General features: G+C 44.8%; 27 protein-coding genes. 14 read left to right on the top strand and 13 right to left on the bottom strand.

The features are described from left to right. On the top strand, positions 1 to 165 hold a 165-nt coding region (locus F6K52_RS12085; RefSeq protein WP_293077737.1), incomplete at its 5' end, for a GTP-binding protein. Here F6K52_RS12085 and F6K52_RS12080 read toward each other — a convergent pair. After that, positions 147 to 533 (bottom strand): hypothetical protein, encoded by a 387-nt coding sequence (locus tag F6K52_RS12080; RefSeq protein WP_293077733.1) that lies wholly within the window; start codon positions 531 to 533, stop codon positions 147 to 149. The two genes, F6K52_RS12085 and F6K52_RS12080, sit on opposite strands and share 19 nt — an antisense overlap. 77 nt (positions 534 to 610) lie before the next feature. Here F6K52_RS12080 and F6K52_RS12075 point away from each other — a divergent pair, with 77 nt between their 5' ends. The 3 genes from F6K52_RS12075 (at position 611) to lepB (ending at position 4,044) form a co-directional block, all read left to right on the top strand. Then, the gene (locus F6K52_RS12075; RefSeq protein WP_293077730.1) at positions 611 to 895 is read left to right on the top strand and encodes a type II toxin-antitoxin system Phd/YefM family antitoxin; all 285 of its coding nucleotides are present in this window, start codon (positions 611 to 613) and stop codon (positions 893 to 895) included. Between the two features lie 171 nt (positions 896 to 1,066). Then, positions 1,067 to 1,438, top strand: coding sequence for a hypothetical protein (locus F6K52_RS12070; protein WP_293077728.1), 372 nt, complete (start codon positions 1,067 to 1,069; stop codon positions 1,436 to 1,438). A 41-nt stretch (positions 1,439 to 1,479) separates the two neighbouring features. After that, positions 1,480 to 4,044 (top strand): signal peptidase I, encoded by a 2,565-nt coding sequence (gene lepB, locus F6K52_RS12065; protein ID WP_293077726.1) that lies wholly within the window; start codon positions 1,480 to 1,482, stop codon positions 4,042 to 4,044. 196 nt (positions 4,045 to 4,240) lie between these two features. On the opposite strand, the gene F6K52_RS12060 is transcribed toward lepB, so the two are convergent. The 3 genes from F6K52_RS12060 to F6K52_RS12050 all read right to left on the bottom strand — a co-directional run bounded on the left by F6K52_RS12060 (position 4,241) and on the right by F6K52_RS12050 (position 6,588). Then, positions 4,241 to 4,390, bottom strand: a complete 150-nt coding sequence (locus F6K52_RS12060; RefSeq protein ID WP_293077724.1) for a hypothetical protein — start codon at positions 4,388 to 4,390, stop codon at positions 4,241 to 4,243. Then, complete coding sequence (locus tag F6K52_RS12055) at positions 4,359 to 5,249, bottom strand: ABC transporter permease (RefSeq protein ID WP_293077722.1); 891 nt, start codon at positions 5,247 to 5,249, stop codon at positions 4,359 to 4,361. The genes F6K52_RS12060 and F6K52_RS12055 overlap by 32 nt, the downstream gene beginning before the upstream one ends. Positions 5,250 to 5,628: 379 nt before the next feature. Further along, positions 5,629 to 6,588: an ABC transporter permease gene (locus F6K52_RS12050; protein ID WP_293077720.1), complete on the bottom strand. Its 960-nt coding sequence runs from the start codon at positions 6,586 to 6,588 to the stop codon at positions 5,629 to 5,631. Between the two features lie 209 nt (positions 6,589 to 6,797). Between F6K52_RS12050 and F6K52_RS12045 the strand changes: the two genes are divergently transcribed. Then, complete coding sequence (locus F6K52_RS12045; RefSeq protein ID WP_293077718.1) at positions 6,798 to 6,962, top strand: hypothetical protein; 165 nt, start codon at positions 6,798 to 6,800, stop codon at positions 6,960 to 6,962. A gap of 147 nt (positions 6,963 to 7,109) precedes the next feature. On the opposite strand, the gene F6K52_RS12040 is transcribed toward F6K52_RS12045, so the two are convergent. Continuing rightward, on the bottom strand, positions 7,110 to 8,720 hold the full coding sequence (locus F6K52_RS12040) for a peptide ABC transporter substrate-binding protein (protein WP_293077716.1): 1,611 nt from the start codon (positions 8,718 to 8,720) through the stop codon (positions 7,110 to 7,112). Between the two features lie 407 nt (positions 8,721 to 9,127). Between F6K52_RS12040 and F6K52_RS12035 the strand changes: the two genes are divergently transcribed. After that, positions 9,128 to 9,340 carry a helix-turn-helix transcriptional regulator gene (locus tag F6K52_RS12035; protein WP_008185208.1) on the top strand — a complete coding sequence of 71 codons (213 nt, stop codon included), beginning with the start codon at positions 9,128 to 9,130 and terminating at the stop codon, positions 9,338 to 9,340. A gap of 172 nt (positions 9,341 to 9,512) precedes the next feature. On the opposite strand, the gene F6K52_RS12030 is transcribed toward F6K52_RS12035, so the two are convergent. The 5 genes from F6K52_RS12030 to tyrS all read right to left on the bottom strand — a co-directional run bounded on the left by F6K52_RS12030 (position 9,513) and on the right by tyrS (position 12,749). Further along, positions 9,513 to 9,647, bottom strand: coding sequence for a hypothetical protein (locus F6K52_RS12030; RefSeq protein ID WP_293077714.1), 135 nt, complete (start codon positions 9,645 to 9,647; stop codon positions 9,513 to 9,515). A 1-nt stretch (position 9,648) separates the two neighbouring features. Continuing rightward, on the bottom strand, positions 9,649 to 10,458 hold the full coding sequence (locus F6K52_RS12025) for a hypothetical protein (protein WP_293077711.1): 810 nt from the start codon (positions 10,456 to 10,458) through the stop codon (positions 9,649 to 9,651). Continuing rightward, a complete protein-coding gene (locus F6K52_RS12020; RefSeq protein ID WP_293077709.1) occupies positions 10,388 to 10,537 on the bottom strand; it encodes a hypothetical protein in 150 nt (49 codons plus the stop codon). The genes F6K52_RS12025 and F6K52_RS12020 overlap by 71 nt, the downstream gene beginning before the upstream one ends. A 147-nt stretch (positions 10,538 to 10,684) precedes the next feature. Beyond that, positions 10,685 to 11,407 carry an orotidine-5'-phosphate decarboxylase gene (pyrF, locus tag F6K52_RS12015; RefSeq protein ID WP_293077707.1) on the bottom strand — a complete coding sequence of 241 codons (723 nt, stop codon included), beginning with the start codon at positions 11,405 to 11,407 and terminating at the stop codon, positions 10,685 to 10,687. Positions 11,408 to 11,516: 109 nt separating this feature from the next. Further along, positions 11,517 to 12,749 (bottom strand): tyrosine--tRNA ligase, encoded by a 1,233-nt coding sequence (gene tyrS / locus F6K52_RS12010; RefSeq protein ID WP_293077705.1) that lies wholly within the window; start codon positions 12,747 to 12,749, stop codon positions 11,517 to 11,519. A 571-nt stretch (positions 12,750 to 13,320) separates the two neighbouring features. Here tyrS and F6K52_RS12005 point away from each other — a divergent pair. Together F6K52_RS12005 and F6K52_RS12000 are read left to right on the top strand one after the other, a co-directional pair. Beyond that, positions 13,321 to 15,255, top strand: a complete 1,935-nt coding sequence (locus tag F6K52_RS12005) for a penicillin-binding protein 1A (RefSeq protein ID WP_293077703.1) — start codon at positions 13,321 to 13,323, stop codon at positions 15,253 to 15,255. A gap of 30 nt (positions 15,256 to 15,285) precedes the next feature. Further along, positions 15,286 to 15,420, top strand: a complete 135-nt coding sequence (locus F6K52_RS12000; RefSeq protein WP_293077701.1) for a hypothetical protein — start codon at positions 15,286 to 15,288, stop codon at positions 15,418 to 15,420. On the opposite strand, the gene F6K52_RS11995 is transcribed toward F6K52_RS12000, so the two are convergent. Continuing rightward, positions 15,397 to 15,720, bottom strand: coding sequence for a DUF1825 family protein (locus tag F6K52_RS11995; RefSeq protein WP_293077699.1), 324 nt, complete (start codon positions 15,718 to 15,720; stop codon positions 15,397 to 15,399). The two genes, F6K52_RS12000 and F6K52_RS11995, sit on opposite strands and share 24 nt — an antisense overlap. Before the next feature lie 649 nt (positions 15,721 to 16,369). Between F6K52_RS11995 and F6K52_RS11990 the strand changes: the two genes are divergently transcribed. Both F6K52_RS11990 and F6K52_RS11985 read left to right on the top strand, forming a co-directional pair. Then, a complete protein-coding gene (locus tag F6K52_RS11990; protein ID WP_364417261.1) occupies positions 16,370 to 16,816 on the top strand; it encodes an NINE protein in 447 nt (148 codons plus the stop codon). 5 nt (positions 16,817 to 16,821) lie between these two features. Next, positions 16,822 to 17,370: a ComEA family DNA-binding protein gene (locus tag F6K52_RS11985; RefSeq protein ID WP_293077697.1), complete on the top strand. Its 549-nt coding sequence runs from the start codon at positions 16,822 to 16,824 to the stop codon at positions 17,368 to 17,370. Between the two features lie 407 nt (positions 17,371 to 17,777). Here the strand turns inward: F6K52_RS11985 and F6K52_RS11980 are convergent, their stop codons facing one another. Next, the gene (locus F6K52_RS11980; RefSeq protein ID WP_293077695.1) at positions 17,778 to 18,530 is read right to left on the bottom strand and encodes a PEP-CTERM sorting domain-containing protein; all 753 of its coding nucleotides are present in this window, start codon (positions 18,528 to 18,530) and stop codon (positions 17,778 to 17,780) included. A gap of 561 nt (positions 18,531 to 19,091) precedes the next feature. Between F6K52_RS11980 and F6K52_RS11975 the strand changes: the two genes are divergently transcribed. The 3 genes from F6K52_RS11975 to F6K52_RS11965 all read left to right on the top strand — a co-directional run bounded on the left by F6K52_RS11975 (position 19,092) and on the right by F6K52_RS11965 (position 22,125). Further along, a complete protein-coding gene (locus tag F6K52_RS11975) occupies positions 19,092 to 19,403 on the top strand; it encodes a hypothetical protein (RefSeq protein ID WP_293077692.1) in 312 nt (103 codons plus the stop codon). A gap of 304 nt (positions 19,404 to 19,707) precedes the next feature. Beyond that, on the top strand, positions 19,708 to 21,165 hold the full coding sequence (locus F6K52_RS11970; protein ID WP_293077690.1) for a S8 family serine peptidase: 1,458 nt from the start codon (positions 19,708 to 19,710) through the stop codon (positions 21,163 to 21,165). 225 nt (positions 21,166 to 21,390) lie between these two features. After that, on the top strand, positions 21,391 to 22,125 hold the full coding sequence (locus F6K52_RS11965) for a glycerophosphodiester phosphodiesterase (RefSeq protein WP_293077688.1): 735 nt from the start codon (positions 21,391 to 21,393) through the stop codon (positions 22,123 to 22,125). On the opposite strand, the gene F6K52_RS11960 is transcribed toward F6K52_RS11965, so the two are convergent. Beyond that, positions 22,097 to 22,480, bottom strand: a complete 384-nt coding sequence (locus tag F6K52_RS11960; protein ID WP_293077686.1) for a DUF4346 domain-containing protein — start codon at positions 22,478 to 22,480, stop codon at positions 22,097 to 22,099. The two genes, F6K52_RS11965 and F6K52_RS11960, sit on opposite strands and share 29 nt — an antisense overlap. A gap of 452 nt (positions 22,481 to 22,932) precedes the next feature. Here F6K52_RS11960 and F6K52_RS11955 point away from each other — a divergent pair. Further along, positions 22,933 to 23,207: ATP cone domain-containing protein (locus F6K52_RS11955; protein ID WP_293077684.1), on the top strand; the 275-nt coding region annotated here is incomplete at its 3' end.

Genomic DNA, 23,207 nt, shown 5'->3' with positions numbered 1-23,207 from the left:
TCGAATGTTGCTAATAAACCCATGCGGAGTGTGATCCAGGGTGTAGGCGATCGCATTGAGAGTTTCTTTGACCGTTCTTGGCAAGCTGATGAAAAGCGTCAGACTCGCTTGGTGTTGATTGGGCAAGGGTTGGAGCAGTTACGAATTCAGGAGGTATTTGGGTAATCAAGGGAATCGGGAATCGGGAATAACCAATTTAGTAGAGTGGGCATCTTGCCCGCTCGGGAATGAAACCAATAGCAGTAGAGTGGGCATCTTGCCCGCTCGGGAATGAAACCAATAGCAGTAGAGTGGGCATCCTGCCCGCTCGAAGATGAAACAGGCAAGATGCCTGTTCTACCAAGATGCTGGAACATGAAACAGGCAAGATGCCTGTTCCACCAAGATGCCGGAACATCAAACAGGCAAGATGCCTGTTCTACCAAGATGCTGGAACATGAAACAGGCAAGATGCCTGTTCCACCAAGATTCCTGTTCCACCAAGATGCCGGAACATCAAACAGGCAAGATGCCTGTTCCACCAATATGCCCATTCCACAGATCAGATTACTGTGCAGTTTCCATGTGAGGTATGTAAAATAATAATCTACAAATCAGCCTCAGTGAAACGATGTTAAGTCGGGAAATTACCTATTCTCAAGCAAAAGCTAACCTAGCTAGCATCCTCGATCAAGTTTACGAGCAACGCCACATTATCGTAATCAAGGGTGATAACCAGAAAAATGTCGCATTAATTGCTGAAGATGAATTGTCCAGCATATTAGAAACTATTTATTTGTTGCGATCGCCAGAAAATGCCAAACGCCTGTTTAGGGGGTTGGAATGGGCAGAGTCAGAAGAAGCTACTCCTCAACGTTTGGAAGAACTGAAAGAGGAATTGGGTATTAAGTCGTGACAAGCGTAAGAAAGACGGCATTACTTTTTCACAGAGTTTAAATTCAGTCAATATATCAAAAATATAGCTACAATACAGCCAATGCTCCCATTTTTAGTGCATTGAGGGTGCTCATGGCTGAAAAGGGATAGAGCATTGGCTTTAGAGTGAGGGGCTAAGGAGAAATTAGGTATGAGTGGCGATCGCAATATTGAAGCTGGTAGAGATTACCGAGAAACCTACAACAACGACCAAGGTACTTACACCGAGAACAATTACTACAATAACCCAGAGCAAAAACAAAACCTCGGGGAAGCTGCAGCTGAGATTCAAGAATTACCAGAGACCTTAGACAAAACTTACCCTACCGATACTACCAGTGACAAGAAGAAGGTAGCAGCAGCAGCAGTTGAGAAGATTGACACTAACCCTGCTTTCAGTAGTAGATTACTCAGTGCATTGAAAGCTGGTTTTATCAGTGCTTTTGAGCAACTCCTGAACAATCCGGCTGTTAGTTTTTTGATCAATGCCCTGAAACACTGGCAGCAAACTAAGCAGTCTTAACACCAGACTAGACCTGTATTACCCTAGCTTGATTGACAGTTGTGACTGAAGAACGAAAGCGGCCAGAGCGTGAAATTAAGACAGGAAATGATTACCGTGAAACTCATATTAGTGACCACGGTTCGTATTCCGAGACTAATTACATTTATAATTCGGAGCAGCCAAGAAATGTGCCAGCTCCCCTTTGGAGAGAATTACAACGCAAGCTAATGGGCTCGCTCGACCGTGATCAGGATGCTGCTAGTCGCATTCGCAAACAGTTACTAGAAGCAGTCAAGCGGGAGGTAACAGCTCGACTCCTAGATTCTCTGCATCAAGACCAGTTAGAGATTAATCTGTATCTGGAATTACCCATGGAGGATAGCAAGGGGGAGGTAGGACGTCCCGAGCGACAGAAAGTAATTCCCTTACCGCCAAAAACCTCAGCAATGGAAGTGTTTGAACGGCCAGATGTGCAAGGTCGGTTACTAATTTTAGGGGAACCGGGGTCTGGAAAAACTACCACTTTACTAAGACTAGCCGAAGATTTAGTTAGGCAAGCACAACAGAATCATGCTGCACCGATCCCGATCATCTTCGAGCTTTCTGCCTGGAAAGATGATCAGCAAGCCCTTGATCAATGGTTAGTGGCTCAACTCAAAGACAATTACAGCATTGACAAAAAAATCAGCCAACAATGGCTGGAAAACCATCAACTACTGCCCCTTCTCGATGGTTTAGACGAGTTAGGCATACCCCGCCAACGGCTGTGCGTCACCAAAATTAATCAGTTTCTCAAGCAAAACATCCAACGCCGTGGGGTGGTTTGCTGTCGCCTGGAAGAATATCAGCAGGGAGAGTCCAAACTACGTAAACTTCATGGGGCTTATCGCTTGCAGTCCCCTAATGAAGTCCAAATTCAAGAGTATCTCCAGGGCCTGGGTAAACCGGAGTTTTGGCAAGTGCTATCGAGTGATGCCCAGATGAGAGAACTGGCAGATAAACCCCTGTTTTTAAACGTGATGGTGACGGCATACCAGGGGCAGCCGATTACCAATGAAGCACAACTGTGGTCAGCCTATGTGGAGGAGCGCTTAACGTTACCCATTGATGAGCAAAAATATCCCAAGGGAGTTCCTTATGGGGATAAGGAGACTAGACATTGGTTGACTTATCTAGCTCGGCAATTAGTAGACGATTCAAGCACTGAATTTTTAACTGAATTTTTCATTGAAAATATGCAGTATTTTTGGTTAAAAAAAGGTGGAGAAAGAATTGCTTTTCGATTGATTGTAGGGCTGGTTTTAGGGCTGATTAATGGTCTGATTTATGGGCTGATGATTGGTCTGAGTCTTGGGCTAAATTTTGGGCTGGTTAATTGTCTGAGTCTTGGAGTATTTTTTGGACTATTTTTTGGGCTATTTGAGAAGTTTGAATACCACGAAATAAAAGCTGAATATTTTGCTATAACTTGGCCTAGGCTGATTGGTGGGCTGATTGGTGGACTGGTTTCCGGACTGATTTTCGTGCTGATTGGTGGACTGGTTTTCGGGCTGAGTTTTGGGGTGATTGGTGGGCTGAGTTTTGGGGTGATTGGTAGGCTGAGTTTTGGGGTGATTGGTGGGCTGAGGTTTGGACTGAATTTAGGGCTGATTTATGGGCTGAATATAGGGATGACTGGTGGTTTAATTGGTGGGCTAAAAACAGAGATTAAAGCTAAGGAAATACCTAATCAAAGTATAAAAGCATCTTTTAAACAAACGTTTATTATTCTTTTGTTTGCTTTTCCAGCTGGAGCATTATTTTTTACCCTTATCTCCATCGTTACAGGAGCTAACGTTGATTTGACTAGCTCTTTAAGAATGGGTTTAGTTGTAGGCTTGCTTTCGGCACTAGCTGGCGGTCAAGACTGGATACGGCACTTGGCTCTGAGGCTGATTTTATGGCAAAGGGGAGCAATTCCTTGGAACTATGCCAGGTTCCTCAGGTATGCTGCAGAACGGCGGTTGATTCAGCAAGTGGGAGGGCGTTATCGTTTTATTCATGATTCCCTACGTCAGTATTTTGTGGGCAATGAACCTGTTCGAGCCCCCCTGATTGAAGGTTCTAAAAACCCTGGGCTGGGCTTGATTCTGTTCGGGTTTTCTATGTTTGTTTTTCTAGTTCTCAATCAAAGCATCTATGTTAACAGTGGGATAGAATCAACAGTACTACCAGTAGTCCAGAGCGGTGATGTGGTTCTCACGGATATGGTGACCCGTAATTGGCGCAAATTCCACCACGGAGATGTGATTCACTTTTGGGTTACCAAGGATTTGGCTGAGCAAGGCTTTAATGGTAAGAAGTACATGATGCGGATTGTGGCGTTACCTGGGGAAAGGTTTGCGATTAAGCAAGGAGAGGTTTATCTCAATGGTCAACTGCTGCAAACTGACTACATTCAAGGAATTCCTATCCAAGATGAGGACGAAGTAGAGAGAGAAATCCCCTCTTGTTGCTACTTAGTTTTGGGTGAAAATCCAGATGATCAGGATAAGTTGTTGATGGGCGAGGTGGATAGGGAGGAAATTTATGGTCGAGTCTTATTCCGTCTCTTTCCCTTTGGGCGATTTGGTAGGGTGGATTAATTATATTTGTTGTTATAAAAGCTGTTGTAGTCAGCTATTCCCTACTCCCTACTCGGCGTTGCTGATTTTGGGTATCATTTCGCCCCCCTAGCCCCCCAATTTTGGGGGGAACAAGAGTTTCAAGCGATGCAGCGCGGTCTTGGGGGTTTCCCCCATGAGCGACTGCATCAAGACAAGTCCCCCAAAATTGGGGGATTTAGGGGGCTTTAGCAAAACCAAATGATCGCGCTTCATACTTTAATTGATCAACGCCTAAAAACTGTTGTAGTCGGCTATTCCCGATTCCCGATTCCCGATTCCCGATTCCCGATTCCCTACTTTCTCCTCGTTTGCGGATCCAAAGCATCCCTCAATCCATCCCCAATATAATTAATACTAAGCACTGTTAAAAAAATCGCTAATCCCGGAAAAATTGCCATATGAGGCGCGATTTCAATATAATTTTGGGCATCAAATAGCATCCGTCCCCAGGTCGGAACATCAGGGGGAAACCCTAAGCCTAAAAAACTCAAGGTAGACTCAGTAATAATCGCATTTCCCACGGCCAAGGTAGCCGCAACAATTACCGGACTAAGCACATTAGGAAGGATATGAGCCCAAATCAATCGACTAGGTTTAGCACCAATGGATCGAGCTGCGGTTACAAAATCCATCTCCCGCACTGTCAAGAAACTAGCTCGTACTAATCGCGCCACGGACATCCAATTCAAGCAACCAATTACTAGCACTATCAATATAAAAATACCTAACTCTGGCCCAGCCAGCTGCCGCATGACATCTCGGAATAAATAAATCACTAACAGTAACAACGGTAGCTGAGGTAATGCTAAAAATAAATCCGTCAGACGCATTAGGAAGGTATCAATTACTCCTCCATAGAAACCAGATAACGCTCCAATTAACGTCCCCAAAAAAATCGCCACTACCATAGCCGCAATCCCTACGGTTAAAGAGATGCGTCCCCCCCACAATACCCGAGCCAGTTGATCCTGACCTAAATCATTAGTACCAAAAGGATGTGCCCAACTTGGTGGCGCACTGGATAGACTAAAGTCAATTTTGTCAATAGGTGTTGTATTAATGAATGGCCCTAAAACAATGGTAATCACCATGATTAGAAGTACAATAGACCCGATTACAGCCATTCGGTCTTGGCGAAACCGACGCCATCCATCTCCACCAAAAAACTTCCACAGAAAATTCATTTATTGTATAGTTTATAGGCTTTTAATTAGGTGAGGTACATTTTAGGGAGCAGGGAGCAGGGAGCAGGGAGCAGGGAAGAGGCAAGAGGAAAGAGGCAAGAGGCAAGAGGCAAGAGGTAAAAAATAATGTGTACCTCATAGCTATGATAAACGATATCATGAATTGTGATATAGCGTTTCTAGGATTTATGAGGTACCGTTATCAACCTCAAAGTCCCCCTTATCAAGGGGGATTTAGGGGGATCCCTTTGTACCTCATGGCATAGCGATGCAGCGCGGTCTTGGGGGTTTCCCCCATGAGCGACTGCATCAAGACAGATAATTGCGATAATTTTTCTTCCCTACTCCCTACTCCCTACTCCCTACTCCCTACTCCCTACTATATTATTTGAACTCTCGGATCTAGAATGCCATAAAGGATATCAGCGACTAGATTGAAGACCACAATTAAAATAGCGTAGATAAAGGTAATGGCCATCACTACTGGTGTATCGTTTCGATAGATAGAATCAATCAGCAAGGCACCAATTCCAGGAACCCGAAACACTTGTTCAGTGATTAAAGCACCAGTAAATACAGTAGGAATATCTAGGGCGACTAAGGTAACAACAGGAATCATAGCATTCCGTAAGATATGGCGATTGACCACTACAAATTGATGTAATCCTTTAGCGTAAGCAGTACGAACGTAGTCTTGATTTAGCTGTTCGAGTATGGATGAACGAATAAAACGCATCAATACTGCTGCTTGAAATAATCCCAATACTACGATGGGCATGATAGACTGCTTTACTTGGATAACAAAACTATTCCAATCTGTTACTTTGAGGGTACTGTCGTAGATAAACGGTAACCAATTTAGCTGGACACTAAACAGAATAATGAACAGCAAACCAGTGAAAAAGGTTGGTAAAGAAAATCCTAGAAATGCCAGAGTGGTTACAATGTTATCAAAGATAGAGTAACGTTTAAGTGCCGAAATTATCCCTAAAGGAAATGCCAGCAATACAGCAAAAATATAAGCAGAACCCACAACCCATAAGGTAGTAGGTAAACGCTGGAGCATTAGGGCACTAACAGGACTACGGCTAGTGAAGGAGTATCCCATATCCCCTTGGAGAAATGACCACGCCCATTTAATATACCGAATCGGGATGGGTTGGTCTAAACCAAGGGCTCGACGAATATTCTCCCGCACTTCTGGGGTAATCGAAGGATTAGTGGCAAATTCCCCCATCGGGTCTCCAGGTGCTAAAGCCAAGATACCAAATACTACGATACTGATAGCAATTAAGGTGGGAATGGAAACTAAAAGACGATTAATTAAGTATCGCGTCATTGAAATTGATGATAGCGGTTTTCAATTTTTTAGGGAACAGGGAACCGGGAATTTAGAATTTATAATTTAGAATTGGGAATCGGGAATTGGGAATCGGGAATTGGGAATTGGGCAAAAATACTCTGTAACTGATAAGTATGGAAAATGCTATAGTTAATTGAATCTTCAATCTTGAATCTTGAATCTTGTTAATTAACTAATGACAAATCATGACTAATATCATGTCAGAAGAATTACTCTGTCTTGATGCAGTCGCTCATGGGGGAAACCCCCAAGACCGCGCTGCATCGCTTAATAAAAATCTCCCCATCTCCCCATCTCCCTATCTCCCCACACTCCCGTCAATTATGGTTATTCAACCGGACTTAATATAGCATTTGTATTTGAGATGTAAACTGAGACGATATTTTTTTATTTTCCTATAAAACTCTGGAACTATTGCCCCTGTTGCCTTTTGCCTCTTGCCTCTTGCCTTTTTATGCAATCGATAACTTTACAACCCAGATACAAACGCTATATAACTATGATTTCCGTTTCCAATCCATAATGTTCCAAGTATTACGATCCCATGGTGTTAAGTCATAACCCTCTAGCTGATTGCTAAAGCCAGCTGGGTCAGCCCGATGGACAATTGGCAAAACTACGACTTCATCTTTAACGAGTAAGTCATTCATTTGGATAAAGATTTTCCGACGTTTTTCTGGGTCTAACTCTTTTGTAGACTGCTCCCAAAGCTGATCGTATTTCGGATTACAGTAGCGAGAGACATTTTGCCCAGACCATTGATTAGCTTTCTGGGGAATTTCATCACAAGTATAGGTTTTCAGATACGCACCAGGGTCGGGGCTATCATTGCCTGTGGTGTACATTTGTATGTCAGCATAAAAGTGCTGGGTAGTATCGTTGTTAGCTGGATCACCGGAGAAATAAATACTGGCATCAATACTCTTGAGTTCTACTCCAACCCCAATGGAGGCTAGGGTCTGTTTGACAATTTCCTGGGTCTTCTGGCGCACAGGATTGACGGATGTCTGAAACAACACGGTCATCTCCACCCCATCTTTATCCCGAATCCCGTTACCATTGGTATCTTTCCAGCCTGCTTGCTCCAACAAGGCTACCGCTTTTTTAGGGTTAAATTCATAGGTAGTATTAGGAGAGTTATATTGCTCTGGTAACACTAAGAAATTCCCTGTGGCTTTGCCCGTTGGTCCATAAAGCTGTTGGGCAATGGTTTCCCGGTCTAGGACTAGGTTAAACGCCTGACGCACTCGCTTGTCTTTGAAGAACGGATGGGGGAATTTGAGACTAGACCGTTCTCCAGAGGGGGCTTGTTGATTGGGGTCGGTTTGATTGATTAAAATCCGTTCTACTAACGCCCCAAAGATAGCCACGACTTTACCTTTACCCCCTGCTTCCAGTCGCTTCAACACAGGTGCTTCCACTTGCAGATTGTAGGCATAATCCCCATCGCCCGTTTGTAAGACTGCTCTAGCAGCAGAGGTAGCATCACCACCGCCTTTTAGTTCTACTCGCTCGAAATAGGGTTTATCGGCTTCTCGGAAATTAGGGTTTGGCTGATAAACTACCGTATCCCCTGGCTTAAATTCTACGACCTGATAAGGACCGGTTCCTACTGCCATCAAGTTGGCTGGGGCTTGTCGTGCATTAGCACCATTGAAATCTTGATATAAATGGCGTGGCAAAATCATGCCAGCACTACCGGAAAAGACTAAAAACCAAGCTGGATTAACATCCTTGAAGTTGACTTTGACTGTGTAGTCGTCGATTGCTTCAACGCTTTTAATAGTTTTATAAGTATTACCAGTGGTGGAACCTACGGCTGGATTGGTGATGAATTCGTAAGTGAACACCACATCAGCAGCGGTGAAAGGGGTGCCATCGGACCACTTTACATTGCGCTTTAGTTTCCAAGTCACCGACTTACCATCAGCAGCAATTCCACCATTCTCTACCGTAGGGACTTCTGCGGCCAAGAACAGAACCATCTCCCCATTTTTGTCATAACTCGTCAGGGGTTCGAGGGTAATCCGACTAGCTTCGGAATCCTTGTAACCATTAGAAAGATGGGGATTGAGGATAGTGGGTGCTTGCCAGTACAGGAGCTTCAAAGTACTGTCTTGATTGGACTGTAAAAGGCCACTATCAGGAGAATTACAGGCAGTTAAACACAAAAGACTCAATAGAATCAGGATATAGTATCTAGTCAAAAATCGTCCCACCAACTTTTCTCGCTCACATACATTTGCCGCAATTGTTGCAATTCTGCCTCAAAACGTACACCTTTGACTAGACCAAGCAATTTTTACCACTCGGGATTTATAGTTGATTTGAGATACGGTGGTTACCAGTAAGTTTTGACTAAGTATTGTTAATATAAGTAGTATTACCTTGATGTTTCGTTACATCAGCTTTCTTGATGCGATCGCCCTGAGATAATTCTATGGTTTAAGGGCGATCGCTTCTCATAGTTTACGCGATTGAACTATTAAACTATAAACTTCATCAATTGTCAAGTATGGGTTTAGTCAGACTAAAAGTACGAGAACTAGCACAGGAAAAGGGCTGGACACTTAAGGAAGTTTCTGACCGTTCCGGAGTGATTTACAGCACTGTAAGACACTATGCCCGCTGTCCTGGTCTAAAAACAATTGACTATACTTCTATGGATAAATTAGCCAGGACGTTTGATGTGATGGTTCAGGATTTAGTAGAGATTTTAGAAGAGTAAAAGAAACCAGCGCTAAAGTCTTAAATCTTTATAAAATTAAGCATTCAGCTTAAGCGCTACGCGCACGCTACGCGAACAGCTATCAGCTATCAGCTTAAGCGCTACGCGCACGCTACGCGAACAGCTATCAGCTATCAGCTTAAGCGCTACGCGCACGCTACGCGAACAGCTATCAGCTGATGCGCAATCGGTGCTTTTGAATAAAATAAGCTGTTCGCGCAGCGTGAGCCTTAGGCTCACGGCTGACCACTGACCGCTGACCACTGACCACTGACGGCTGACCACTGACCGCTGACTGCTTAGCCATCTTAAGGATCGGAATTGACGGGATTCTGTTCAAAAGCTCGAATTGTGCCAGCACGACAATCCCGCAGCCAAGTCTTAACCGCTTGACCAATAACACCATTAGTACTTTCCCGTGGCGGTGTAGGAAGTTTGCCTTCTGAAACAGAACCAATACGGGAAAAAATCATCACTAAGCGCCAGCCATCAGAGCTTTTGGTCAAAAATAGCCAGTGATAATTCTCAAGCTCTACAGCTTTATCCTTGAAATACTTGCGCTCTAGGGTAGTTAGAAAGATTTGTTGAAGTCCTTCGCTATCCGTTGGGTTAGGTACGGTGGTCGATTGAAACGACTTAAGGGGCAGAGGTTCAAACTCTGGCTTTCCTGCCACGATTACATAACTGAAATTGTCCACAGTGGAGTCTAAGCGCCGCGCCCTCTGAATCACTCGATTGGCATAGCTAGGTAAATCTTTAAGCAATAGGGAGGTTAACGTTTCCACCTCTACCGAACAAGTTTGATCGGGTGAAGGTTCAAGGTTGGCAGGTCGGAAGAACTTTGAAGGGTTAAGGTTGGGACGTTGAAAGTTGGCAGCTTTAAGGTTGACAGGTTGAAGGTTGACAGGTTGAAGGTTGACATGTTGAAGGTTGACAGGTTGAAGGTTGACAGGTTGAAGGTTGACAGGTTGAAAGTTGGTCGGTTGGAGGTGGTTTGGTTGTTGGCCTTTGGCGTTTGAGTAGGGTAGGTTGAACAGTAGACCTATTTCAAAAGTAGTTTTCTGATACTGTTCTTGATGCAATAGCCAGTGGGGGGAACCCCCAAGACCGCGCTGCATCGCTTTTCGTGAATTCTTGTCCACTGTTCCCGTCTTGATGCAGTCGCTCATGGGGGAAACCCCCAAGACCGCGCTGCATCGCTGTTCCCTGTTCCCTGTTCCCAACTTCTCAAACAAGTGTAGTTGAAACTGTTCTGGGAAACCTTCCAGGTTCAACTTGCTAAGGTTCAACCCATTAATGTGTAATCCCAAGTAAGCAATTAGAAGTAATCCCGTGAGCTGAAAGCTATACACTAGTAGCAGCTAATTCCTCACAAATCCTATTCCAGGCAGCAACTGGGTCGTCAGCAGCGGTAATGGGTCGCCCTATGACTAGGTAATCTGCACCGGCTTGTAGAGCAGCTAGTGGGGTCATTGCCCGTCGTTGATCACCTTGTTCGGACCATTGGGGGCGTACTCCCGGACAAACCAGGAGAAAATCGTCACCACACACTTGTCGTAGCTGTGATACTTCCATGGGGGAGCACACTGCCCCATTCAAACCTGACTCTTTAGCTAGTAGTGCCATTTGTAAGACAAATTCCGGCAACTCGATCGGAATTTTCAGGTCAAAGGCCAAATCCCGGGAATTCAGACTAGTGAGTAGAGTAATACCAATTAACTTTGGGGGGGGACATCCCGCTGTCAAAGCTCCCTCAACTGCCGCTTCAGCTGCTCGTTTGAGAGCATTGCGACCAGCAACAGCATGAATGGTGATTAAGTCCACACCATAGGCTGCTGCAACCCTTGTTGCTCCAGCGACCGTATTGGGGATATCGTGAAATTTAAGATCCAGAAATATCCGCTTTTGCCGATGTTTGAGAGCATGAATAATCTCAGGACCAGTGCTCACAAACAGTTCCAGCCCTACTTTCCAAAAGCTAACCTCAGGCAACTGTTCCACTAATGCGATCGCATCTTCTTTGCTCGGCACATCCAAAGGAACAATAATCCGATCTTCAACCTTCAACCTCCTAACCTCCTAAGCTTCAACCTTCAACCTCCTAACCTTGGCCAAAAGGCCACCCGTGCGCGTTCAACCTCCTAACCTCCTAACCTCCTAACCTTCATTGATACCTTCAACTAACTAAACGGGCAAACTTCTTTTTCCCCACCTGCAAAACCTTTCCCACCAATTGATCAGGGGAATCAAAGGTCTGGTCAACCACTGAAATGCGATCGCCATCCAACTTAACACCTCCCCCTTTAATCTGTCGCCTGCCTTCGCCACTACTTTGGCACAAACCTGATTCTTTAAGGATATAGAACAACTTAGCCGGAAACTCCACAGAAGACAATGAAAATTCTGGGACAGAATCCCCCGTACCAGTAGTGCTACCCTTTACTAAGTTTAGTGCTGCCTGCTGAGCTTCTTTGGCTGCTGCTTCACCGTGATATTGGGTCACAATAGTCAGAGCCAATTGCTTTTGCTGCTCCCGTGGCTTTTCTGGAATAGTAGTCAATGGCACATTAGTCAACAGCTCAAAATATTGCTTCAATAGATGATCTGGTGTCCCCTCCAGCTTTGAGTACATGGTCAGGGGATCATCTGACAAGCCAACATAATTCCCCAAAGACTTAGACATTTTCTGTATCCCATCCGTCCCAATCAAAATTGGCAACAGTAAGCCGAACTGGGGAGATTGCCCAAAATGCCGTTGTAAATCCCGTCCCAAGGCAATATTAAACTTTTGGTCAGTTCCCCCTAACTCCACATCAGCCTTCACTGCCACAGAATCATAACCCTGCATCAATGGGTAGAGAAACTCATGAAGGAAAATAGGATTTTGTTGTTGATAGCGTTCAGCAAACCCTTCCTTCGCCAGCATTTGCCCTACAGTCATAGTGGCTAACAAGTCAATAATCTCAGACAAATCTAACTGGTTAAGCCACTCAGAGTTATAGCGAATTTCTAGCCGTCCTGGGGTGTCAAAATCTAGAATAGGGCGCACCTGTGACAGATAAGTTTCAGCATTTTCCTTGACCTGAGCTGGTGTCAACTGGCGACGCACCTCAGATTTCCCAGTAGGGTCACCGATTCTAGCAGTAAAGTCACCAATAATTAAGACAGCGGTATGACCAGCATCTTGGAATGCCCGTAGCTTTCTGACTGGGATACTATGACCTACGTGGAGATCGGCACCGGTTGGGTCTATACCTAACTTGACCCGTAAGGGACGCTCAGCTTGCTTGAGTCGAATAGCTAGATTTTCACTCGGGTCCTGAGAATCCGGTTGTAGGGGAAAAATTTCACTGGTACCTCTGTGTAGCCAAGCTAGTTCGTTAGAAAGGGGAATTTCAAAATTTGACATCGGTTGGGACTATGGTTGGGAATTCACTATCTTAGTACAGATGGTTTAAATTTATTCTAAGGATGCGCAGCCAGACTGACACTTGCCATGGGCCATGTCAAAATGCCGCTAACTATTATACAAAACGCCGTTGACAACCGTTACGAGATGCGGCTTTTGCCCACTCTTGTTGATGCAGTCGCTGGTAACATAGCGATTAAATGCCCCATGCTTTAGCATCTAGAGGGTTCAATCGGTGAATGCATCTACCACAGGGACTGCATCAAGACGGGAAATGACCGTCGTAGAATACAAAATGGTATCAAATAGCTGGAATTAACCCTAATTCAAAAATTATTTATCGCTACAGTAGTTGAAGCTGAAGTTGAAGCTTACTTATAGGGCTTGACACTTATCCATAAGCTCCTGGCATTATTAAGAAATTCGATGCTCAAGACTTGTAAGTCATCCTGCTCTGCCCACCAATCCTTGGAATTGTCTTATAGAAAGATACTTAGAGAAAGTAAAAAAAACACACCTTGCACAGCCCCTAGCTTACATGTCTGTTCTTTAGTAAGGAAATGAAATTACCGTGTCATCTAGCACTATTCCACAACCACAAGATCGGAAAAATCGGAAAAAAAAGCCTTCACAAGTATTGCAGTTTGTGCAGGGGGTGGCTCAGGTAACTGGGGGGACTATCCTCGGGGTTACCATGTTAACTAGCTCGATTGTAGCTGGTGGACTTGTGGGCTTAGCGACTAGCTTCCGTAACCTGCCAGATGTGCGCATGCTCCGGAACTACACACCGACAGAAACAACTTACATTTACGATGTCAAGGGTAGACCCCTAGTTAGCCTTCATGGGGAAGCGAATCGAGAAGTAGTCGAATTTGGCCAAATGAACCCTCAACTCAAGCGAGCTGTACTAGCTATAGAAGACAGTCGCTTCTTCATGCACTACGGGGTTAACCCCAATAGCGTCGGTCGTGCTTTCTTAGCCAACTGGAGGCAGGGGACAGTAGTAGAAGGTGGTTCTACGATCACCATGCAGTTAGTGAAAAACCTGTTTCTGACTCGGCAACGCACCTTTAGCCGCAAAATTACTGAAGCTGTACTCGCTATCCGAGTTGAGCAAATCTTCTCTAAAGACGAGATTATGGAATTGTACCTCAATCAGATTTATTGGGGTCACAATAACTATGGCATTGAAACAGCTGCCCGCAGCTACTTTGTTAAGCCAGCGTCTGAGCTATCCTTAGGGGAGTCAGCGATGTTGGCAGGGCTAATCCAGTCCCCAGAAGAATACAGTCCCTTCACCAACTACTCTAAAGCTAAAGAGCGACAAGCTGTTGTCTTAAAGCGGATGCGGGATTTGGGATGGATTACAGCAGCCCAAGAAAAAGAAGCCAAGGAACAACCCCTGTTAATTGGCAAAAGTACTTCCTGGACAGCCAGTAAATTGCCTTACGTCACAGAAGCTGCTGTGGTGGAGTTAAAAGAGCGATTTGGTCAGGAGGCGGTCACCAAGGGCGGAATGCGAGTTCAGACCACGGTTGACTACAACTTCCAAAAGATGGCAGAAAAGACCGTTAATCGTGCTCATTACACCCTGCGTCGCCGTGGACTCTACGATAATCAGGTGGCATTAGCCGCTGTTGACCCCCGTACCCATTTTGTGAAAGCGATAGTTGGGGGTTACAGCTATGAAAAGAGTAAATTCAACCGTGCTACTCAAGCTCGACGTCAGCCAGGGTCATCCTTTAAGCCATTTGTTTACTATACTGCCTTTTCCACAGGTAAATATGCCCCCGGTTCCACGGTTTACGATACCCCCGTTCGCTATCGAGATGGTAGAGGCTATTACAGACCCAAAAACTATGGTGGTGGCTACTCTGGTGCCATGAGTATCCGCACCGCCATTGTTCAATCGAGCAATGTGCCAGCGGTGAAGATTGGCAGGAGAGTGGGACTGGATAAAGTCGTTGATGTGGTTAAGACCCTTGGCATTAAGAGTCCCATGCAACCAGTGCTATCGTTACCCCTAGGGTCAGTTGGGGTAACACCATTGGAAATGGCAGGAGCCTATGCTACCTTTGCCAATAATGGCTGGCACTCTGACACTACATTAATTGTCCGAGTGACCGATAGTAAAGGCAATGTGCTGCTAGATAATACCCCTAAGCCTAAGCTGGTGCTAGATCAATGGGCGGTTGCTTCCCTTAACCATACCCTAACCGGTGTCATTAACGGAGGTACCGGAAAATCTGCCCACATCGGGCGTCAGGCGGCAGGTAAAACGGGAACAACCTCTTCAGAGCGAGATGTATGGTTTGTGGGATATGTACCCCAGATGGCTACCGCAGTTTGGATTGGTCGAGACAACAACCGACCCCTTGGACGAGGGGTAACAGGTGGTGGCTATGCCGCACCGATCTGGCGGAGTTTTATGATTCAGGCTTTGCGGAGGGAGCCAGCGAGATACTTCCCTCGACCCTCAAAATTTAAGCGTCCTCGATCTAAATAAATTCTAGATAAATTAGGGATATCAGCCGTCATGATTGGCGGCTCCCTACTGACGCACTATGGGTATTCAGCCGAAGACTCTCAGTTATCAGCTGTCTTGGGGGATGTCGATGTATCCCCACCTCCACCAAAGGCTAACCTACTACGATTGTTTCTCTACGTCTGACTTCATCCGCTCCAATGTCATGTTCATCTGTTCAAACATCTGCTGAGGGGTGATCCCAAACTGACCTAACTGAGTATTGAGCTGCTCTATGGTCATCTGAGCCATGAAGTCATCAGATAATTCGAAGCGCTTCATAAAAATGCGATAGCGCTCCATCATCTGTTCCATCTGATCGATGAAAATCTTTTTGCCTTCACGGTCAAATTTGCCATAGTCGTTGCCCAATTTAATCAGGTCTTGGTAATCTTCAAACAGCTGTTTTGCCTCTTTTTGGACAATTTCCGAATCAAAAAAACCCATTGCTCTTACCTGTCAACCGGTTTGGTTGTAATCAATCGCCGCTTCTAGTCACATTTTAATGTAGCGTTAAACCTGGACAAAATTCGGTTTTCCGTATTAGTCCGTTGTTCGCGCACGCGTGGCCTATTGGCCAAGGTTGAAGGTTAGACCGTTGAAGGTTAGACCGTTGTTCGCGCACGCGTGGCCTATTGGCCAAGGTTGAAGGTTGAAGGTTAGACCGTTGTTCGCGCACGCGTGGCCTATTGGCCAAGGTTGAAGGTTAGACCGTTGTTCGCGCACGCGTGGCCTATTGGCCAAGGTTGAAGGTTAGACCGTTGAAGGTTAGACCGTTGTTCGCGCACGCGTGGCCTATTGGCCAAGGTTAAAGCCTTAACAACTCAAAGCCAGATGTATAACTGGCAAGCTGTAACCTGTAACCGGCAACTGGCAAGCTGTAACCTATAACCTGTAACCTGTGAACCTTGGCCAAAAGGCCACGCGTGCGCGTTCAACCTTCAACCTGCCAACTTTCAACCTGCCAACTTTCAACTTTCAACCTGCCAACTTTCAACCTTCAACCTGCCAACTTTCAACCGGTTAACCTTCAACCTATAATCTGTAACCTATAACTTCCGAGTCCGAGATAAGTAATTATTATAGGAACATAGGATTGACAGTTTTTGGATCTCCACCAAGCTATTCAACGCGGGTAAAAGCAAGTATGTTGAGCAAGCCAAAAAGCCGCAAAGTCGCTTCCCTACTGGCATTGAGTGGGGTAGTTATCCCCTTTTGTGGATTACACAAATTTTATCTCGGACAACCCTTTTGGGGAGTAATGTACTTACTCCTGTGTTGGACACCTATTCCTCGAATTGCCAGTGCTATAGAGGGGGTGTGGTATTTACTACAAAGTCAAGATCAGTTTGACCTCAATTTTAACCTTGGTATTGAGTCTACAGTATCTTCCTCAGAGAATTCATCGACTGGTATTGACCCAGCCAAGGTAGGGGAAATTGCTGATGCCCTAAGACAGCTAGACAGCCTACGTCAGGAGGGACTAGTGTCTGAGTATGAATTTGAACAAAAACGTCGTCAATTACTTGACCTAATTGCTTGAGTTTCATGGCAATTTTTGATTGGCTATCACCCAAGACTCGACAAAACCCGAATCAGCAATCAATTCAGCAGAGGCTAAAGCGTGACCCCTACTATCGGCTACAATCTACAGAAGAAATTGCTGTAGCTGCTAAATTGGGGCTCACCATTGATGTGAATCAAGCTGGTGTGGATGATTGGCTGAGATTGCCAGGGATATCTATCCATCAGGCGCGGACGCTTTTTGAACTCACCAGCAGTGGTGTGCAATTTTGCTGCTTAGAAGATTTGGCAGCTGCCCTAGGTTGGTCCGTACAACGTCTGACACCCTTGCAACCAATTTTGAGGTTTTGTTACTACGATCCTGAGAGTTTAGTTACCCCTGAGCTAGTCAACCCTAACACCGCATCTCTAGAACAGTTGACGAAAATTCCAGCAGTGGACTTGTTTTTAGCTAGAGCGATCATGCAAAATCGCTTTGATGGTGGCCCATACCGTAATTTAGCTGACCTTAAACGACGCCTTGAGCTTAATCCTCAGCTGACATCTGAGTTAATGTACTATTTAATCTTTTGAGATTAATAGTTTGAGCTTACTAGTTTGATAAGGAGTTGCATTCAAAGATAGTAGATTGCTTAGATAGGGAGATAGGGAGATAGGGAGATAGGGAGATAGGGAGATAGGGAGATAGGGAGATAGGGAGATAGGGAGATAGGGAGATAGGGAAACTTGTACGTTTGACTGAAACTTGGTATGATAACCTACCCAGGTTACTACTAATTATTATTAGTCACTATAAACTATAGCTGATAGCTGATAGCTGAACGCGCACGCGTGCGCGTAGCGCTAATCGCTGATAGCTCAATGCTAACCACAAAACATAAAAAAGGAACAGACTACGAGAGAATAGTCTAGTTCCTACACAGAAGTGGTTGAATCAGTTATGCCGACGAAAAAATCCGGTAAGCTTTAAAATTACTAGGTCATAGCAATTCCTTAGACTTGCGCTTTAATGACGTTACACTTAATCCCAGTAAGCCTAGGCTGAACAAGCCCATAGTCATGGGTTCAGGAACAGGTGTAGAATTGGAAGGATGGTTAGGATCCAGAGTTAGATCAACATTAATATCACCCTTATCAAAATTATAAGAACCCGTAGCACCTAGCCAGCCAGACATCCCAAAGTTAGTGTTTTTGCCATTAGCTCCAAGCCCAACCTGGAAGGCGTGTTTACCATCTCTAGGCATTTGGTAAAGATTCAGTTCCTTACCATCGTAGGAATCTATGCCAGTTAAGGTAGCCCGACTTTCATCCATGTTATAGTAGTACCAATCACTAGTATCGATGGTACCCCCATTTTCTACATAATTAAACTTAGGTAGTTCCTTTTTAGGTTTTACAGTAGGTTCTGTTGTGCGGTCGAACCAAATATCAACCTCCCATTTTTTAGTATCATCTAATTCGTTAACGATGGTGCCCAACAAATTAGCAGTCCCATCATCGTATTCATTAAAGGTACCGTTAGGATCAAATAAAAATCTCCATGAGCCCAACTCGTCCGCTTTAGCTAACTCAGGTAACCAGAAAGAGTGTCCTGACCAAATTGTGTCTGGGTTGCTATGAGCTTCATCGGCTTTCCAGGACTTGATGATATTGGCGGCCTGAGCTTGTCCTACTGCTCCCAAAACGATAGACCCTAAAACTAATCCACTGGTTACAAATTTAGTTATGTTCATGTTATAGACGCCCTAGTTATTTTAATAAATTAATGAATTGACTGTAGTCTGTAACTAATTGGTTTACTAACTGTTTGACTAATTCGAGCATAGCTTGATATTTCAGTAAAAGCACTTTCAGTTAATTTACTTAAAAAGCACTTTCAGTTAATTTACTGATATTTCTAGTCTGAAAACATGATGGTTGCGATCGCGTTAGCGCTAACGTAGAAAACGTATAATTTTTGTATTATTTTTGTATACATTCATAGGAATCAAAAAAAATACCCTCACCTTTCAATTCACAGCCCACTTGATTGCCTGACCCGGAACTAATCTACAGAGCATAGCCCGTGGATTTTTACGCTGCTATAGCTTGACAAATTCCCCTTAATTAAGGGAAACTCTAGGTTGTCCTATGGCAGGGCGAAGCCAAAGGACATAAAACCTAGGGTTTCAGCCATTAATTACTTGGCCGAACTACTTACTTAGCCGAACTACTTACTTAGCCGAATTACTTCCCCCAATGGGTGACCCCTAGGTAAAAATCCCTGACGCCAGACTTTCCATCGGAGGCGTGCTATGCCGGAAAACACGATCTCAGCAGAAATTGAGTCATCCCCGAACCACTCTAGACAAACTGCTTTAGCTCTACAACAGCTTGGGTTTCGGATCCTGCACATTGGACCGACTATAAGTGTACAAGCTCCGCAATCCCTATGGGAATCAACCTTCAATGTTTCCTTCCAACCACAGCAGAAAACCCTGATCCAGGAAATAGATGGCAGTAACGTTACTTATGCCAGAGCTGTGGTTGACAATCTACAAATTCCTGAACAACTACAAACCTTGGTAACTGGGGTGATGTTTGTAGAGCCCCCAGAATTTTTCTGATCGCGTAGCGGCTCGTACCGAGCATCGCCTTTGGCGGAAGCGGAGGCCTTTGGCCACAACACTTCATCCCGTAGCGTGGCCAACGGCCAATAGTGCCTTTACTGTTTAATAGTCGAAAATTTCCTGGGTGATCGTAAACTAAAACTGAAAAAAACACAAGTACCCACGAGGGTGATGTCAATATGTAATCACAGATACCAAACTAAAGAAGTGAACCAAAGACGTAAAGCAACTTGGTTTGTTGATTAACAACGACAGGGATAGTGATCAACCACTGTCTAACTAGGATTTAACTAAAAAGCTTATGATACAACAACTACAGACGGAAGTTGAGCTAGTTTCTTTTGAAGCCATTATCGCATCAGAAAGTGGCCAGTCTATGTTCGCCACTGACACCTACCTCCAACCGGAGAATCTTCAGCAATTCGCTCCACCCCCTGGACGGGGCATTCAAGCTGCAAATGTTTTACAATCCCTTGGTTTTCGAGTCAAGCAAATCGGAACTTTTTCCATTAGTGCTGATGGACCACGGGAACTGTGGGAACGGGTCTTTAGGACCCAAGTTGAACGGGACAGCCAACTCATTAACGAGGCTCATCCTGAACTGGGAGAATTGACCTTCTTGCGCCATGTTGCTGGTGCTCCCTTTAGCATTCCCGAAGAGCTATCTGGGTTGATAGAGCGCGCTTATCCCCAACGTCCACCAATTTTATTTGAGTCGCCACTGCCTCCACGGGTTCGTTATCATCACCTCAATGTTCCCTCCGATGTAGCTATGGTATGTCGCTCGACCCCTGTCCACAAAGTCGGGGTAACCGGTAAGGGCGTTTTAGTAGCAATGGTAGACACTGGATTCTACAAGCATCCCTTTTACGAGTGGCATGGCTATAACTACCAGGCAACTTTGGCACCAGATGCTCAAAACGTAGAGCGGGATGAGAATGGTCATGGCACCGCTGAAGCAGCAAATATTTTTTCCAATGCACCGGATATTGACTTTATTGGTGTCAAAATGGGGAGTAACCCCACCCTGGCGTTTAAGATGGCATCGGATTTACATCCAGCAGTGATGAACAACAGCTGGGGCTTCAGTATTCCAGAAGGGCCTCTACCGAATTACCTCAAGCCCCTAGAAGCAGCAGTTATTGAAGCAGTCAAAGAGCGTGGTATTACTGTCTGTTTCTCTGCTGGTAACGGACACTACGGATTTCCTGGTCAGATGCCGGAAGTGATTTCTGTGGGTGGAGTCTATGCCCACGATACTGTTGAGGGCAATGACTTTCGCTTAGAAGCTTCCAACTACGCCAGTAGCTTTGATAGCCAGATTTATCCAGGACGCCACGTCCCTGATGTGTGTGGACTGGTGGGAATGCAACCCAGCGCTGCTTATATCATGTTGCCCGTTGAACCAGGGGACGAAATTGACCAAGGCTTGGGCGGCGGTCAGTATCCGAATCAGGACGAAACGGCTACTGATGATGGGTGGGCCGTGATCAGCGGTACTAGTGCTGCTTCTCCCCAAGTAGCGGGTGTTTGTGCCTTGCTTAAACAGGCGCAACCTGGTCTGTCTCCATCCCTGATTAAGCAGATTCTGCGGGCATCAGCGCGAGATGTTAAGCTGGGCAAGAGCTTCCATGGTCAAGCAGCAGGAGAAGGACACGATGGAGCAACTGGAGCCGGTTTGGTGGATTCCTATGCCGCCTATAAGCTAGCTCGGTCCGTGACCATCCGCAATGTTCATGACTTGCCAGCACCTCGTTAATATAGCGCTTCTCAAATAGGTGAGCTATATTTGAGCTTTTAGGGAGTCGGGAATTCAGAAGTCAGAAGTCAGAAGTCGGGAATCGGGAGTCGGGAGTCGGGAGTCGGGAATCGGGAATATCACCACACTCCCATACATCCCATATATTCCCATCTCCCCATCTCCCCATCTCCCCACACCTCCCTCTCTTCCCCTGCTCCCTATTCCCTGTTCCCTTTGCTACATATGCTGAGTAATAGGATAATTGCCCATCGTGGCGCTTCTAATTGTGCCAAAGAGAATACTATTGAAGCCTATCAAAAAGCTATTGAAATTGGGGCTGACTTTATAGAATTTGATGTAAGAATCACAAAAGATGGGGTATTGATTTCCCATCATGATCCAATGATAGCTAATCAAGCTATCAGTCAGTTAAGCTTTGCTGAAATTAATTCCATTGCTGGTCAGCAAGGGTTTACAGTTCCTAGGGTTGAGGAAGTTTTAAGACTGACTCGCAACAAGATTAAACTAGCGATTGAGCTCAAAGAAGAAGGCTATGAAGAAAAAGTCATGGCCTTAGTAATGGGATATATCAAGATAGATGAGTTTGTTATTTTATCATTTAATATTTCATCATTAAGATCGATAAAATATCATTATCCTGAGGTTAAAACAGGATTGCTATTAAGCCAAAACAATAATAATGTTCTGATTATATTACTCAAGCTTTTCGGGATTTGGGTGTTTCAAAAACTGATCCGACTTACACCGGATATACTAGCATTACAGTGGGAAACGTTAAAATTTGGTTTATTGAAAATTGCTGCTAGACAGGGCAAACCGGTTTTTGTTTGGACTGTAAATGATCAAAAAATGATTGGAGAGTTTCTAAATGATAATCGGGTACATGGTATAATTACAGACAAACCGGACTTAGCTCGCAAGCTATTGACTAATCTTGAATGTACTCTTCGCCATTGATCATCGCTATCTCGGCTCTGACAAATTCTCGTCCTAGGTAAAGGGCGTGATCGAAGCGACTTAAAGGACAGGGTTTAGTTTCTTCGGTAATTTTCATGCCTAGTTCCTTGGCTGTCCTACCTTTGAAAATAGCGGTGGGAGTACGCTTTAATTTAACATCGCACGGAAATGGTTCTCCGGTTTCTGGATCAACTGCTAACCCTTTATCATTAATTTTGTTACTGTAGTGTTCGGCACAGATCAGACTTGCATCTCGGTCTATGTAAATAATAAAGTAGCCCTCTGGATCGAGTTCAATAAAGCGTTGGGAGAGCTTTTCATCAATAGCAGTAATGTTTTGGGCAGTGATCATCATGGGAACGGTCAATGGCTAAAGCTGATGGCAAATCCCAATATTGTAACGTTAACAGAACAATTAGACAAGCTCAGAGATGAGGATAATAGGGACACACAGCGGGAAGCAGCAGGTGTGGGAGGTGTGGGGAGTTAGGTGATCAGTAATTAAAAAAGTTGATAAATTTCACGGCCATACTTACTCTAGATTTAGTATAGTAGAGCTTGGAAATTCAATAATTAACCCTATTGATAGTGTTGTACCTTTTGGTTAGCAAGCAATAGTGTATTATATCTAAATTCTGCCCAACTACTGAAAATGCAACAAACCCTGCAAGGAACTAAAAGCCAAGTGAATCCAGATTTAGTATAGTAGAGCTTGGTAATTGAATAGTTAACCCTATCAGTAGTGTTGTACCTTGGTTTGAAAAAGCCGGGGTGCATTATATCTAATATTCTGCCCAACGAGTGAAAATGCAACAAACCCTATCGGCAACAAGCGTAAGCCAAAATCAAGCTCATATTCAGGTGATCAGACGGGATGGTTCTTTCGCTCCCCTTGATATTTCCAAAATTCGTTCTGTTGTTGATTGGGCTTGTGCTGGCAAGGATGTCAATCCGATCACTCTAGAAGCAGGACTCACTACCCGCTTGCGTGATGGTGTTAGTACCAGAGAGATTCAGGATAACTTGATCAACTGTGCCCTGGAAATGTGTAGTCCTGATCAGCCTCCGTGGCGCTATGTAGC

The organism is Moorena sp. SIO3H5 (assembly GCF_010692395.1).
GTDB lineage: Bacteria > Cyanobacteriota > Cyanobacteriia > Cyanobacteriales > Coleofasciculaceae > Moorena.
The sequence above is the reverse complement of the archived record's forward strand: the minus strand, read 5'-3'. Positions and strand labels throughout refer to the sequence as shown.

What these genes read in the sequence shown, in the direction of transcription:
- F6K52_RS12070 (WP_293077728.1), top strand. Translation starts at nt 1,067, where the DNA reads ATGAGTGGCGATCGCAATATTGAAGCTGGTAGAGATTACCGAGAAACC.
- F6K52_RS12025 (WP_293077711.1), bottom strand. Translation starts at nt 10,458, where the DNA reads ATGCAGCGCGGTCTTGGGGGTTCCCCCCACTGGCTATTGCATCAAGAA.
- F6K52_RS12055 (WP_293077722.1), bottom strand. Translation starts at nt 5,249, where the DNA reads ATGAATTTTCTGTGGAAGTTTTTTGGTGGAGATGGATGGCGTCGGTTT.
- F6K52_RS11995 (WP_293077699.1), bottom strand. Translation starts at nt 15,720, where the DNA reads ATGGGTTTTTTTGATTCGGAAATTGTCCAAAAAGAGGCAAAACAGCTG.
- F6K52_RS12020 (WP_293077709.1), bottom strand. Translation starts at nt 10,537, where the DNA reads ATGCAGCGCGGTCTTGGGGGTTTCCCCCATGAGCGACTGCATCAAGAC.
- F6K52_RS11970 (WP_293077690.1), top strand. Translation starts at nt 19,708, where the DNA reads ATGATACAACAACTACAGACGGAAGTTGAGCTAGTTTCTTTTGAAGCC.
- F6K52_RS12000 (WP_293077701.1), top strand. Translation starts at nt 15,286, where the DNA reads ATGATTGGCGGCTCCCTACTGACGCACTATGGGTATTCAGCCGAAGAC.
- F6K52_RS12060 (WP_293077724.1), bottom strand. Translation starts at nt 4,390, where the DNA reads ATGCTTTGGATCCGCAAACGAGGAGAAAGTAGGGAATCGGGAATCGGG.
- F6K52_RS12075 (WP_293077730.1), top strand. Translation starts at nt 611, where the DNA reads ATGTTAAGTCGGGAAATTACCTATTCTCAAGCAAAAGCTAACCTAGCT.
- F6K52_RS12050 (WP_293077720.1), bottom strand. Translation starts at nt 6,588, where the DNA reads ATGACGCGATACTTAATTAATCGTCTTTTAGTTTCCATTCCCACCTTA.
- F6K52_RS12030 (WP_293077714.1), bottom strand. Translation starts at nt 9,647, where the DNA reads ATGGCTAAGCAGTCAGCGGTCAGTGGTCAGCCGTCAGTGGTCAGTGGT.
- tyrS (WP_293077705.1), bottom strand. Translation starts at nt 12,749, where the DNA reads ATGTCAAATTTTGAAATTCCCCTTTCTAACGAACTAGCTTGGCTACAC.
- F6K52_RS12035 (WP_008185208.1), top strand. Translation starts at nt 9,128, where the DNA reads ATGGGTTTAGTCAGACTAAAAGTACGAGAACTAGCACAGGAAAAGGGC.
- F6K52_RS12080 (WP_293077733.1), bottom strand. Translation starts at nt 533, where the DNA reads ATGGGCATATTGGTGGAACAGGCATCTTGCCTGTTTGATGTTCCGGCA.
- F6K52_RS11980 (WP_293077695.1), bottom strand. Translation starts at nt 18,530, where the DNA reads ATGAACATAACTAAATTTGTAACCAGTGGATTAGTTTTAGGGTCTATC.
- F6K52_RS11985 (WP_293077697.1), top strand. Translation starts at nt 16,822, where the DNA reads ATGGCAATTTTTGATTGGCTATCACCCAAGACTCGACAAAACCCGAAT.
- F6K52_RS11965 (WP_293077688.1), top strand. Translation starts at nt 21,391, where the DNA reads ATGCTGAGTAATAGGATAATTGCCCATCGTGGCGCTTCTAATTGTGCC.
- F6K52_RS12045 (WP_293077718.1), top strand. Translation starts at nt 6,798, where the DNA reads ATGACTAATATCATGTCAGAAGAATTACTCTGTCTTGATGCAGTCGCT.
- F6K52_RS11975 (WP_293077692.1), top strand. Translation starts at nt 19,092, where the DNA reads ATGCCGGAAAACACGATCTCAGCAGAAATTGAGTCATCCCCGAACCAC.
- F6K52_RS11960 (WP_293077686.1), bottom strand. Translation starts at nt 22,480, where the DNA reads ATGATGATCACTGCCCAAAACATTACTGCTATTGATGAAAAGCTCTCC.